Raw genomic sequence first — 13,384 nt, 5'->3', positions numbered from 1 at the left:
TGTTCAACCTTGCCGTTGACTGCGAATGGAAAGAATCAAGACGATGCCACCGCGAGTATAGCGATAGCGTGCTGCATAACCGTGCGGACGTTTTCCAATTAAGAGTTCTCGAATATCGCCGGAGAGCGGGCGGCCTATCATGGGGCTTTGCGCCAGCACGTTGAGCTCGCGGTGAATTTCCCGGACTTTGGCGGCGGCGGTTTTTGGGGCGAACTGGGCTAGATAGTCAAAGATCTTTTCGAGATCGTTGTCGGCGTCGTGAGTCAGGTCGACGCGCGGCATCGCTACACCTTGGTTTTCCTGAATGCGGGTTTTTGCGCGGTCTTGCCGGCAATTCGGCTTTCGAAGTATTCGCGTACTTCGGCTAGCGGGACAGATTCTCCCGATCGTAAATATTCGGCGTAGCTGGCACTTGTCTGGGCGTCCAAAACATCGGGGGCAGCTGGTCGTTCCAGTTTGTCGGCGATAGACAGCAGAATGAAATCTTCGGCTGTCAGTTTGCTAGCTTCAACGGCATTGGCCAAACGCTCGTTGAGTTCCTCTGAAACATGAATGGTGATCGTAGGCATGGCAATCTCCAGATGCGAGACTTGATTCTAGCATCGCGCGCCAGGCCGGGTTCGGTGCGCATCAAGCCTGTTGTCAAAAGCGATTCCAGTTGTTGTGGCGGTGTTCGGCGGCTTCCTTGAGCAGGTAGCCGGCGCGGCGTTCGTCCTTGGGGCTGAGGGCGTCGCCCAGTTGCACCGTCATCGCCAGTTCCTGGATCGCCGGCGGATATTCGTGCTCGGCGGCTTCCTCCAGCAGGTGGCGGGCCTGGGCGCTGTCCTGCGCAACCCCGCGGCCTTCGCGGTAGATGTAGGACAGCAGGAACATGGCGTGTGGATTGCCCAGCCCGCTGGCGACGTTCAGCCAGTGCGCGGCCTGCGCGTCATCGCGCGCGACGCCGTCGCCGTTTTTGTAGAGCAGGCCCAGCATCAGCGCCGCGCGCGCGTGATGCTGGCGGGCCGCCATCGCGTACCACGGCGCCGCGGCAGCCGGCGCCGCCGACACGCCGGTCACGCCCACGCGCAGCATCTCGCCCAGCTGGTAGGCAGCATCGACGTCGCCGCCGCGCGCGGCCTGCTCGAACAGCTTCAACGATTCTGTCCGTTGCCCGGGACGGGTTTGATACAGCAGCGCCAGCTCGCGCTGCGCCACCGGCAGGTTCTGCGCCGACCATGACATCAGCTTGCGCTCGGCGCCGGCGTCGGCCTGCTGCATGGCTTTCATGCCCACCGTCTCGATTTGCGCCGAGTTCGGCTTTTCCTGTTGCAGCTGGCAGCCGAACAGGAACACGCCGGCCAGCAGACCGACCAACGCGACACCGGGATAATTTTTAACTTGCATATTATTTTGCATAATTCAGTGACCTCACGACAAGCGGAGCCGGCCTTCACCGGCCCCGCGCACCACGCTTGAATTACTTGCTCAGATCCACCGAGTACTTGGCGAAGCCGCTGGCGTCCAGCGCGCCTTCGGCCGTGACGGCGGTGATGCCGCTGCTCTTCGCCAAGGCCAGGTGGCCGGGCGCCGAACGCAGGATCACCGGACCGGCGGTCGCCACCTTGACGAAGCTCCAGCTGCGCGCGCTGCCATTGCCGGCCAGCGTGACCTTGCCGCTGGCCGCGCCTTGCGCCGTCAGGTAGTTGCTGACCACGGTCTGGTTGGCGTCCGGCGACTTGATGATAGTCTTGCTGCCATCGATGCCAGGCACGGCGCCGCCGCCGCCCGCGCGGTAGTCGTTGGTGGCGACGATGAAGTCGTCACCGGCGGCCACGGCCTTGCCCAGGTAAGTCAGGTTGACGATGCGGCTGCCGACCGGCTTGGTCACGTCGATCTGGTAGGTCAGCGCGTTGTTCTCGGCGTAGAACACGTCGTAGTTGTAGATCGTGCCGTACGACGGTACCAGGTCCTGCTCGGTGGTCTTGGCCGGGTCGATCTGGCCGAACTGCTTGGCCGCGGTTTCCAGCCAGGCCTTCAGGTCGGAACCCTTGATCTTCACCGCCTGCAGGTTGTTGTTGCTGTACAGGTAGAGGTCGCCCGGATTGCGCACCTGCAGGCCGACCGGTGCGGCGGCGCTGGCGCCCGGCGCGACGTCGGTGAAGTCGGAAGGACCGTTGCGGCCCGCCTTGAACGGCGCACTGCACGAGATCACCGGAATGTTCTTGTAGCCGGCGATGGTGGTGTCGGTGCTGGCGGCGATGAATTTCTTCACGTAGTCCAGCTGCGCCTGGTTGACCAGCTGGATCGCGCTGACGTCGCCGACCAGCGAGAAGTAGGCCGACATTTCAAAGTCGGTGCTCACGCCCAGCGGCTGCTTGGCGTAGGCGATGGTGGCCGCGTGCTCGGTGGCGACGATAGGGGCGATGGCCGGATCGGCCTTGACGATGGTGGCGCCGTCGGTGTACTTGAAGCCGCGCGATTCCACGCTGGTCTTGTCCTGCTGCACCACCCATTTGCCGCCGGTGAAGACCAAGGTCATCTTGATGATGCCCAGGCGACGGCCCCAGCTTTGCGCCATCACGGTCGGCACGCCGTTGACGAAGCCGTTGACGGCGTCGATCTTGGCGCTGGCCGGGAAGGCGGCGAACGATGGATCGAGCGCGGCCGCGCCGGTCTCTTTACCTTTCGGGAAGATCAGGTGCGAGTGGCCGATCAGCAGCGCGTCGATGCCGGTGCTGGTCAGGTGATAGCTGCCATTTTCCATTTTCGGGCTGTAGGCGCTCGGGTCGAGGCCGCCGTGCGACAGCGCCACCACCAGGTCGGCGCCCTTGGCGCGCAGCTCTGGCACGTATTGCTTGGCCGCTTCCTGCACGCCGGTCACGGCGACCTTGCCAGCCAGGTTCTTCTGGTCCCAGTCCAGGATCTGCGGCGGCACGAAGCTCATGATGCCTATGTTGAGCTTGACATCGACCTTGGTGCCGTCCAGCTTGGTGGCGCTGAAGGTGCGCGGCAGCAGCGTGTACGGTTGCACGATGGGCTTGTTGCTGGCCACGCCGGTGACGTTGGTCAGCACCAGCGGGAAGGCCGGCGCGCCGCAGCTGCCGGTCGGCTTGCTCACGCCCGGAATGCCGAAGTCGGTATTGGTGATCTGGCTCAGCAGCGGCAGGCCGTAGTTGAACTCGTGGTTGCCGAAGCCGCCGCCGTCGTACTTCATGGCGTTCATGGCCTTGTGCACGGCCATGGTGTCGGTGCAGGCGATCGGCTTGGTGACCGCTTGCATGTCGCCCAGCAGGGTGCCCTGGATCACGTCGCCGTCGTCCAGCAGGACATTGTTCGGGTTTTCCGCGCGGGCCGCGCTGACCAGGGTCGAGGTGCGTTCCAGGCCCAGGCTGGTGTCTTCCGCCAGTGAGTAGTAGTTGTAGCTCATCACATTGGCATGGATGTCGGTGGTCTCCATCAGCGCCAGCGTGACGGTCGTGCCTTCCGCGATCGCCGGCGGCGGCGTGTAGTCGCCACCGCAGCCAACCAGACCCGCCGCCGTCAACGCAGCCAACATCACCAGATTTGTTTTCATTGCACCCTCAAAATTAGGAAAATTCAAGGTGGCGACTGTACCCAACGCACATGACATGGCCGTGACAAAACGCAAACAATTGCAGGGGGGCGGTGCGTGGCGCGATTTAACAGGGATTTGTCGTGATTTCGCGATACCGCACGGGCGGCGGCCGCTATTCTGGCAAGTCGCGCCGGGGTTACAAACGCCGGCGCGCGCAGAGATGCATCATCCTTCGACCAGACACCCACGGAGAGAAGGTAGGCAACTACCCAAAAGATGGACCACAACAGCGGCTCTGACGGCAGCGCTTATCGGGCGCTGCCGGCAACGGCGGGCGTTGTGCGATCCTAATAGGCCCACAGCGGCCCGGTCTTGCCGTTGACGGCGCCTCCTTCAAATACCACGAACACGCGGCGGCCGTAGAAGAACGGCAATCCCCAATCAAAGTAATTGCCCGCGCTGGCGCCGGTGCTGCCCACGGTGCCGCCGACCTGCGCCGCCGAAATGGTCGACGCCAGTTGCACCAGGTTGGCGACGTTGAAGTTGACTACGCCGCTGGCGCTGCCGTCGGCGGCCGCGTTGGTGGCGCTCAGCGAGAGCGTCGACGCCGGACAATAGAAATCCCCTCCCGAGCAGGTGCGTATCGTGCTGTCGCTGAAGAAGTAGCCGTTCGAGCCGCTGTCGATGAAGCTGGCGTTGTAGGTCTGGCCTTTGTAGGTGGTGTTGAAGTCGCCGCTGCTGTTGGTCTTGTACAGCGTTTCGCCGGCGATGCCGTTGTTGTCCTGGGTGTTGACGCCGAAGATCAGCGTGCCGCTGACCGACGTCAGGCCGGCCGTGCCGACGCTGGGCAGCACCACCAGCACGCCGTTGTTGTTGACCGCGAACGACGCCACCGGATTGCTGACCTGTGACGCCAGCGCCATGCTGCTGGCGGTGCAGCCGTTGCTGGTGCAAGCGTAGTAGGCGCCGCTGAGCGCCGACCTGGCGCAGCTGTCGCCGCAGTCCTGCTTGAACAATCCCACCCCGAGCACGCCCTTGGCGCCCAGCGCCGCCAGCGTGCCCAGGCTGCTGCCGGCGCTGCTGCAACTCGAAGGCGTGGCCGCGTAGTTGGCGCCGCTGTCGGCGATCACCTGGATCGAAATGCCGGCCGCCGTTTCGTCCGCCAGCTTGACGTCGGCCTGGCGCACCGCGCCCCAGGTGTAGCCGCTGATGAACTTGGCGCATTCGCCGGCGTCGGCGCCGGACGGCGTCTTCACGGCCGGCAGCTTGAGCGCCGCATCGAGCGGGGCCAGCAGGCGCAGGCCGTAGGACTCGGTGTCGAGCAGCACGTGGTCGATGGTCTGGCAGGTGGTGGTGCCGGGCTGGCACACCGTCACGCTGACATACGGGATATTGATCGAGCCGTTGATGCCGGTGGGGCCGCTGTCGACTACGATGGCGGTGCTGTTGCTCAGCGGCGCAGTCACGCTGAGCGCGGCGCTGGCATTGACGTTGCCGCCGTCGCCGCTGCAGGACAGGGTGTAGACAAAATTGCCCGCCGCGTTGGGCACGACGTTGATCGAGCCCGAGCCGGCCTTGGCGCCGCTCCAGGCGCCGCTGGCGGTGCAGCTGCTGGCGTTGGCCGACGACCAGCTCAGCACCGAACTCTGCGCGGTGGTGATGCTGGCCGGCGCCAGCGTCAGGTTGACGGTGGGCGAGGGCGCCGGCGTGCTGACGACCACGCTGGTGGTCTTGCTGACGCCGCTGCAGGTGACGGTGTAGAAAGCGGTGCCGGCCGCGCCGGCCGTGACGGTCTGCGAGCCGCTGTTGTCCAGACTGCCGCTCCACGCGCCGGAGGCGGTGCAGCCGGTCGCGCTGGGATTGCTGACGTTCCAGCTCAGCGTGATGACCTGGCCGACGGTGGTGGCGGTCGGCGTGGCGCTGATGCTGACCACCGGCGTGACGGCGGCGGCCTGGTTTGTGGTCTGCGTGGCGCTTGCGGCGGTGGCGGCGCCGCTGCCGCCACCGCCGCAGGCGCCGAGCGTCAGCGCGAGCAGGGCGCCGGCAAAGAGGGAGCGGAACATGCGCGACTCCTTATTCGATGACAGAGGTGTCGAAGCCGGCCGGCAGCGCGCCCGGTATCCACGCGTGGCCGGCATAGGCGCGCATGTGGCCGCCGGAGACGATCACCACGTCCGGTCGTTCAAGCGCCAGCTGCGAGTGGCCCGCCTTGGGCCGCTGGGCGGCGGCGCCGGTCAGCACGGCGAACTTGTCGCCCAGCAGGGTGCGCAGGTCGGGCAGGGCCGGGCCGCTCCAGCTGACCGCGAACACCGTGCCGTCGTTGTTGACGTATTCGCGCACCACCGTGCCGCTGTCGAGCGTGCTCTGGCTGACGGTGTAGACGGCCGTGCCGACGCCGCTGGCCGCCGCCAGGCTGCGTCCGCCCTGCCTGACGGGCGCGGCGCCGAAATTAGAGGGTGCGCTGCCCAGCGCCGCATAGGCCAGTGTGCCTTGTAGCAGCGATGCTAGCAGTATGAGTAAGAATGCCCGGCGCATAAGGTGCTCCTGTGCCTAAGATGCAGGCAGTGTAGAACGGCGCCGGGTTCAATGGCGTTAGCGATGTGTAAGCAAACGTTACACATCGACGGCCTGCGACCATCCAGCCTTATCGCACCAGGCAAGGGCGCTTGTTGTCGAACTGCCAGTTAGGAACGAGGAACTGCATCGCTGCGGCATCGTCCCTGGCCCCGAGCCCCAGGTTCTTGTAGGCTTGATGGGCCTTCTCCAGCTCAACCATATCCAGTTCGATACCCAGGCCGGGCCGGGACGGGACATGTATCATCCCGCCCTCGATTTTCAATGGTTCCCTGGTCAGGCGCTGGCCGTCCTGCCAGATCCAGTGGGTATCGATCGCGGTCACCTTGCCGGGTGCCGCCGCGGCGACGTGGGTGAACATCGCCAGCGAAATATCGAAGTGATTGTTCGAATGCGAGCCCCAGGTCAGACCGAACATCTGGCACAGCTGGGCGACGCGTACCGACCCTTGCATGGTCCAGAAGTGCGGGTCGGCCAACGGGATATCGACCGATTGCAGCTGGATCGCATGCGCCATCTGGCGCCAGTCGGTCGCGATCATGTTGGTGGCGGTCGGCAGCCCCGTCTCGCGGCGGAACTCGGCCATGACTTCGCGGCCCGAGTAGCCGTTCTCCGCACCGCATGGATCTTCCGCATACGCCAGGATGCCATGCTTGTCGCGGCAGACGCGGATCGCCTCCTTGAGCAGCCAGCCGCCGTTCGGGTCCAGCGTCACGCGGGCCTGCGGGAAGCGTTCATGCAAGGCGACGATCGCCTCCATCTCTTCGTCGGCGGACAACACGCCGCCCTTCAGTTTGAAATCGTTGAAGCCGTAACGCTCATGCGTCGCTTCGGCCAGGCGCACGATGGCTTGCGGCGTCAGCGCTTCCTCGTTGCGCAGCCTGAACCACGCATCGTCGGCATCGGGCTCGCTGCGATAGGCCATCGGCGTCTTGCTGCGATCGCCCACGTAGAACAGGTAGCCCAGCATTTCGACCGCTGGACGCTGCAAGCCATCGCCCAGCAGCGCCGCGACCGGCACGTTCATGAACTGCCCCAGCAAGTCGAGCAGCGCCGACTCCATCGCCGTCACCGCGTGGATGGTGGTGCGCAGGTCGAAGGTCTGCAGGCCCCGGCCGGCGGCGTCGCGGTCGGCGAAGGCGGCGCGCATCGTGTTGAGCACGCTGTTGTAGTCGCCCAGCGTTTTGCCGATGACAAACGGACGTGCGTCTTCGATGGTCTGGCGGATTTTCTCGCCGCCGGGAACCTCGCCCAGGCCGGTATTGCCGGCGCTGTCGGTCAGGATCACGATGTTGCGGGTAAACCACGGACCGTGGGCGCCGCTCAGATTGAGCAGCATGCTGTCCTGGCCGGCGACGGGAACGACGCGCATGTCGGTGACGACGGGGGCGTTGGTGACTTTGTGATTCATATGGGCTCTAGCGTGGTTGAGATATTGGGTTCAGCGAAGTGGTCAGCGTGACGCGTTTGATATCGCCGACAATGAACAGGTAACAGAAGATGGCCATCGCGGCATTGGCGCCGACAAACACCAGCGCGCCCGAGAACGAACCGGTGTTTTGGACGATGTAGCCGATGACGATGGGAGTCGTGATGCCGGCGGTATTGCCGAAGGTGTTGAACAGGGCGCCGCTCAGGCCGCCGGCTTCCTTGGGCGACGTGTCCGATACCACCGCCCAGCCCAGCGCGCCGATGCCCTTGCCGAAGAAAGCCAGCGACATGATGGCGACGACCAGCATATCGGTCTCGATGTAGTTACAGGCGATCATGCTCATCGACAGCAGCATGCCGATCACGATAGGCAGCTTGCGCGACACCGACAGGGAATAGCCCGCCTTGTTCAGGCGATCCGACAGCCAGCCGCCGCTGACGCCGCCCAGGAAGCCCGCGATGGCGGGCAGCGAGGCGACAAAGCCGGCCTTCAGGATCGTCATGTGACGCTCCTGCACCAGGTACACGGGGAACCAGGTGAGGAAGAAATAGGTGAGCGTGGTGATGCAATACTGGCCGATGTACACGCCCAGCAGCATCCGGCTGCTGAGCAGCTCCTTAATGCAAGCCAAGGTGTTCACCTGCGCGGGCTGGTGGGCGCGCGCGCCGCTCTCCAGGTCGACCAGCGCGCCGCCTTGCTGGATGTACTGCAGCTCTCCAGCGCTGATGCCGGGGTAATCCTTGGGGCCGTAGATCGTCTTGAGCCAGACGAAAGCCATGAAGATGCCCAAGGCGCCCATGACGAAGAAAACGCTTTGCCACCCGAAGGAATGCACCAGCCAGCCCATGATCGGCGCGAACAGCACGGTGGCGAAGTATTGCGCCGAGTTGAACACCGCGGCGGCAAGGCCCCGTTCGTGGGTGGGGAACCACGACGAGGCGATGCGGCTGTTGCCCGGGAACGAAGGCGCTTCGGCGGCGCCGACCAGCAGGCGCAGCACGAACAGCAGCACCACCGCCGCCCCGCCGGTCACGAATCCCGCCGCGCCGGTGAACAGCGTGAAGGTGGACCACAGGAAGATGCTGAAGAAGTAGGTGATCTTCGATCCGAAACGGTCGAGCAGCCAGCCGCCCGGAAGCTGGGCGAGCACGTACGACCAGGCAAACGCCGAGAAGACGAAGCCCATCTGGATCGCATCCAGGGAGAGTGCTTTTTTGATTTCCGGCCCGGCGATCGAAATCGTCGCGCGGTCCGCGTAGTTGATGGTGGTAATCGCAAACAGCATGGCCAGTATGACCCAGCGTTTGCGTGTCTGCGGCTGGGCCATGCTGATGACCTGGGTGACTTGAGCTTGTTCCACGGTGTGTCCTGTACTTTGTTATGCCGGTTTAGAAAGTGTGACGCATGCCGAGGTTGTAGCCAGTGTTGCCCGTGCCGCTTTCAGTGTTGTTGGCGACCGTGTAGCCGGCGCCGTTTTTGTTGTGGATATGGCCGTATGCGGCGTAGAGCGAGGTGCGTTTCGACAGTGGATGCAGATAGCCGATACCCCAGGCATTGGCATCCTGGTTGAAGCCGGTACGGTCGTCCTTGTGCATCACCGAGCCCAACACGGTACCCAGGCCGGCTGGCGCGCTGAAGCCCAGCAGGTAGTCGCGGCCATCGGTCGACGCCGTCGGCTTGACGCCGCCATAAGGATTGTTCGGGTTGCCCAACGGCGCGGCGTTATCGCCTTTGTCGACGCCGTAGCCGAGATTGACTTTGATCCAGCCGAAGTTGTAGTTCGCGCCCAGCAGCGTGTTGCGCCCCAGGGAGCGGTTGACCGCCGGGGTAGCGCCGTTGGCCGCCACGTCGGAATTCTTGCTGTTGTAGGCCAGGCGCACAGTCAACGGACCCGTGGCGTAGCCGATCGCTCCGCCGAACTGGCGGCCGGCTCGGATAGTCGACTGCTCGCCGGCACTGTAGAACGCCTCGCCATCGACACCGTTCAGGCGCGGCGACGCATAGCTGATCGTATTGCTGGTACGGATATTCGTGCCGGAGTCCGGGAACACGTTCTTGGAGCTGCCTGCGTAACCGGTATTGAACGGGTCGACGATATTGACCAGCGTGGTGTGATAAGGCGTGTACTGGCGGCCGAGGGCGACCGAGCCGATCGCGGTTTTCAGTCCGACAAAGGCCTGGCGGTTGAATATGGTGCCGGCCGCGTCGATTTCGCCGGTGTCGATCTTGGTGCCGGCCTCCAGCGTGAAGAACGCCGACATGTCGCCGCCCAGCTCCTCGGTGCCACGGAAGCCGAGACGCGAGGCGGAACCGGCGCCGCTGGTGACCTTGGTGAGGTTGCCGGCGCTGCCGCCGCGCTCGCCGATGATGGCGGCGTCGACGATACCGTAGATCGTGACCGAGGACTGGGCTTGCGCCGTGGCTGCGCCCAGGGCGAGGACTATAGCTGCCGCTTGTTTCATGCTGTCTCCTTGATGTATTTTTTATGATTGACTTGCAAATCAATCATAGGGCTGGCATCTATGCATCACCAAACCAAAGAGTGTCGTCAGCGATTCAAATAATGAATCGCTGCGAAATCAGTCAGCGTGAAACGTCGGCAATACCTCTCGTTTAAAGACAGTTAATACGGGGTTTTCGTTGTCGCGCCGGTGGACGCACACCATCTGCACCGGTTCGGTCTCCATCTTTCTCATCACCAGGCCGTCGAACCTGAGTCGCCCCGCGCCTTCGGCAATCAAGGCCACGCCCAGACGGGCGCGGACCAGGGCCAGCATGGTGTGCACCTGGCCGACGTGTTCGATAATGTCTGGTTCCACACCCGCCCTGGCGAAGCGCTCGCTCAGCATCTGATGAAACGGCCGCGCGTCAAACGGCGAGTACATCACGAAAGGCTTGCCGTGCAAGCTCTGCAGCGTAGGCTTCAGCGGCCAGTTGCCGGCGTCGTCCTCGTGGATGGCCAACATCAGCGACTCGGTCACCAGCAGCGTGGTTTCAAGTTCCGCGTTGAGTGTGTGCGGGCGCATCAGGCCCAGGTCCAGCTCGCCTGAATTGAGCGCCTCGACCTGCGCCGTGCTGACCAGTTCCTTCAACGTCAGGGAGATGCCGGGGCAGCGCTCCCGTAGCCGCCGGACCACCTCGGGGAGCAAGCTATAGCCCGACGCGGAGGTGAAGCCGATGGCCAGATGTCCCTGCTCGCCCTTGGCGGCTCGGCGCGCCGTGAGCACCGCCTCGTGCGATAGCCGGAGGATGCGCGTGGCCTCCGGCAGGAACGCCTTACCTGCGACGGTCAGCCGCACCACGCGGCTATTGCGCTCGATGAGCTCGGCGCCGACATTGTGTTCCAACAAGCGGATCTGACGGCTCAGTGGCGGCTGCGTCATATTCAGCCGTTCGGCCGCGCGGCTAAAGTGCAGCTCCTCGGCCACGGCGACAAAACAGCGCAGCTGGCTGATCTCGAACATTTTCTACCTTTCGTGACATGAAAAAAACCCCGAAAGTTGCCGGCAACTTTCGGGGTTCAGTCTACACGCGCGGCAGCTTCCGCGAGCGGGAGCTTAGAACTTGACGTACAGGCGGCCGAAGTAGGAAGCGCCGTTCAAACCGAACTGCACGCTTTCATACTTGAAACCGTTGTCGGTCTCGTCGGCGTTCTGCGACGTCGGCTTGACGTTGAAGATGTTGTTGCCGCCAAAGGTGAACTTCATGTTCTTGTTGATGCTGTAGGTGAAGCTCAGGTCGGCCGAGGTCTTCGACTCGTAGTGCTGGTTAGGCACGCCGGCCGCCGTACCGCTGAACGTGCCCAGGGTTTGCGGACCGAAGTGGATGATCTTCAGGTCGCTTTCCCACGGGCCGGTCACGTAGTCGAAGCCCAGCGTGGCCTTCGAGCGCGGCGCGCCTTGCTCGATGTACAGGCGTTCCTTCTCCGACAGCAGCACGTCCTCGAAGCCTTTGAGCGAGGCCGGCGGGTGGATGCCGGTCACTTCCGTTTTGCTGACGTTGAGCGCCAGGAAGGTGGTCAGCTTGTTGGAACCGAAGTTGGTCTTGTGCGACGCGGTCAGGTCCAGGCCTTGGGTCTTGGTGTCGACCGAGTTGACGAAGAACTGCGCCTCGCCCACGCCCAGCTTGGCCAGGCGCTCGGCCAGGTCGGGATAGGTGTCGGCGTTGAAGCGGCCCGACAGCACGATGCGGTCCTTGATCTTGATGTTGTACAGGTCGGCGGTCACGGAGACGGCGGCGTTCGGCGTCCAGGTGGTGCCCAGCGTGAAGCTGGTCGACTTTTCTTCCTTCAGTTTCGGGATGCCGGCCGCGTTGGCGACGGCGCCGCCGTTGGGCGCCAGCACCACGTCGGTCGGCACGCCGCCGATGAAGTCGGTGAAGGTCGACGAGAAATAAACTTGTTGCAGCGACGGCGCGCGGAAGCCGGTGCTGCCCGAACCGCGCAGCAGCACGCTGTCGGCCACGCGCACGCTGCCGGCCAGCTTGCCGGTGACGGTCGAGCCGAAGTCGCTGAACTTCTCGTAGCGCAGCGCGCCCTGCAGCTTGACGATCTTGCTCAGGTCCGCTTCCAGGTCGAGGTAGGCGGCGGTGCTGTGGCGCTTGGCGTTGACCTGGTCGGCCGGCTGGAAGCCGGGGAAGCCCTGGCTGCCGGCGTTGCCTCCGAAGCCGATGCCGTCGACGTCGTTGTATGAACCCGGCTCGCCGGCGAAGATCTTGTAGTTCTCGCTGCGGTACTCGCCGCCGAAGGCGACGTTCAGGCCGTCGCCGACCAGGCCGTCGTAGTAGTGGTTCAGGTCGAGGTTGGTGGTCAGTTGCTGGAACGAGAAGCCGCCCGCGTCGAAGCGGTCCGGGCTGATGCCCTTGCCGCCGGCCAGCAAGTCCTTGTTGGCGATCGAGGCGTTGATCGTATGGCTGATGTTGTAGCGCATCTTGTTGTAGCCATAGGTCTGCGACACATCCAGGTTCCAGTCGCCCACCGTGCTGCGATGGCCGAGGATGGCGTACTGGTCGTCGATGTCGGCGTTGATGAACGGCACGAAGCCGTTCGGGTACATGGCCGCCGAGTTACGGCTCGGGATGTCGTCGGAACCGATGCCGCCGCGCGCGAAGGCGGCGCTGGAGGCGTTGCGGGTCTGGCCGCCGGCGGTGAAGTACAGCTTGCCCGTGCCGGTGGTCGGCAGTTCGCCGTTCAGGTAGATGGTCTGGTTCTTGGTCTTGGTGTCGCCGATGATGCGCGGGTTGTCGGCCTCGGCGCGGTTGGAACGGCCGCGGTCCAGGTATTCGCCGGTGATGCCGAGCGTGCCGCCGTTGCCGATCTCGAAGCCGCAGTAGGCCGAGGTCATGTAGTTCTTGCCGTCGCGCTTGGAGTATTCGCTGAAGCCGGCGACGGCTTCGCAACCCTTGCTTTTCTTCAGGCCGATGTCGATCACGCCGGCGATGGCGTCCGAGCCGTACTGGGCGGCGGCGCCGTCGCGCAGCACCTGCACGTCCTTGATCGCCAGCAGCGGAATGGTGTTCATGTCGGTGCCGGTGTTGCCGCGGTTGCGCGCGCCGAACAGGTTGACCAGCGCGGTGGTGTGGCGGCGCTTGCCGTTGACCAGCACCAGGGTCTGGTCGGAACCGAGGCCGCGCAGCGCGGCGGAGTCGACCAGGTCGGCGCCGTCGGAGCCGCTCTGGCGGGTCGAGTTGAACGATGGCGAGATGTAAGTCAGCGTTTGCGCCAGGTCGAACTGGCCGCCTTGTTCTGTGGACTTGCTCATCGGGATGATATCGACCGGCACCACGGTGTCGGTGGACGAGGTGGTCGCGCGGCGCGAGCCGACCACGCTGACCGATTGCAT

General features: G+C 64.2%; 11 protein-coding genes. All 11 read right to left on the bottom strand.

Translation table 11 applies throughout. From position 1 onward, the window contains the following. Positions 1–3: 3 nt before the first annotated feature. Positions 4–282, bottom strand: coding sequence for a type II toxin-antitoxin system RelE/ParE family toxin (locus tag AC07OK_RS25460; protein WP_494692880.1), 279 nt, complete (start codon positions 280–282; stop codon positions 4–6). A 2-nt stretch (positions 283–284) separates the two neighbouring features. Next, positions 285–569 carry a hypothetical protein gene (locus AC07OK_RS25455; RefSeq protein ID WP_494692879.1) on the bottom strand — a complete coding sequence of 95 codons (285 nt, stop codon included), beginning with the start codon at positions 567–569 and terminating at the stop codon, positions 285–287. A 73-nt stretch (positions 570–642) separates the two neighbouring features. After that, the gene (locus AC07OK_RS25450; RefSeq protein ID WP_494692878.1) at positions 643–1,386 is read right to left on the bottom strand and encodes a tetratricopeptide repeat protein; all 744 of its coding nucleotides are present in this window, start codon (positions 1,384–1,386) and stop codon (positions 643–645) included. Positions 1,387–1,459: 73 nt separating this feature from the next. Further along, positions 1,460–3,556 (bottom strand): bifunctional 2',3'-cyclic-nucleotide 2'-phosphodiesterase/3'-nucleotidase, encoded by a 2,097-nt coding sequence (locus AC07OK_RS25445; RefSeq protein ID WP_494692877.1) that lies wholly within the window; start codon positions 3,554–3,556, stop codon positions 1,460–1,462. A 329-nt stretch (positions 3,557–3,885) separates the two neighbouring features. Beyond that, positions 3,886–5,601, bottom strand: a complete 1,716-nt coding sequence (locus AC07OK_RS25440) for a DUF3443 family protein (protein ID WP_494692876.1) — start codon at positions 5,599–5,601, stop codon at positions 3,886–3,888. A gap of 10 nt (positions 5,602–5,611) precedes the next feature. Further along, positions 5,612–6,073: a DUF2844 domain-containing protein gene (locus tag AC07OK_RS25435; protein WP_494692875.1), complete on the bottom strand. Its 462-nt coding sequence runs from the start codon at positions 6,071–6,073 to the stop codon at positions 5,612–5,614. Positions 6,074–6,182: 109 nt separating this feature from the next. After that, positions 6,183–7,523, bottom strand: coding sequence for a glucarate dehydratase (gudD, locus tag AC07OK_RS25430; RefSeq protein WP_494692874.1), 1,341 nt, complete (start codon positions 7,521–7,523; stop codon positions 6,183–6,185). 7 nt (positions 7,524–7,530) lie between these two features. Next, positions 7,531–8,871: an MFS transporter gene (locus AC07OK_RS25425; RefSeq protein WP_494692919.1), complete on the bottom strand. Its 1,341-nt coding sequence runs from the start codon at positions 8,869–8,871 to the stop codon at positions 7,531–7,533. Positions 8,872–8,932: 61 nt separating this feature from the next. Further along, on the bottom strand, positions 8,933–10,006 hold the full coding sequence (locus tag AC07OK_RS25420) for a porin (protein WP_494692873.1): 1,074 nt from the start codon (positions 10,004–10,006) through the stop codon (positions 8,933–8,935). A 117-nt stretch (positions 10,007–10,123) separates the two neighbouring features. After that, on the bottom strand, positions 10,124–11,008 hold the full coding sequence (locus AC07OK_RS25415) for a LysR substrate-binding domain-containing protein (RefSeq protein WP_494692872.1): 885 nt from the start codon (positions 11,006–11,008) through the stop codon (positions 10,124–10,126). 93 nt (positions 11,009–11,101) lie between these two features. Then, positions 11,102–13,384: a TonB-dependent receptor plug domain-containing protein gene (locus AC07OK_RS25410; RefSeq protein ID WP_494692871.1), complete on the bottom strand. Its 2,283-nt coding sequence runs from the start codon at positions 13,382–13,384 to the stop codon at positions 11,102–11,104.

It is taken from the genome of Duganella sp. GW821-FHT07G03 (genome assembly GCF_059418605.1).
The sequence above is the reverse complement of the archived record's forward strand: the minus strand, read 5'-3'. Positions and strand labels throughout refer to the sequence as shown.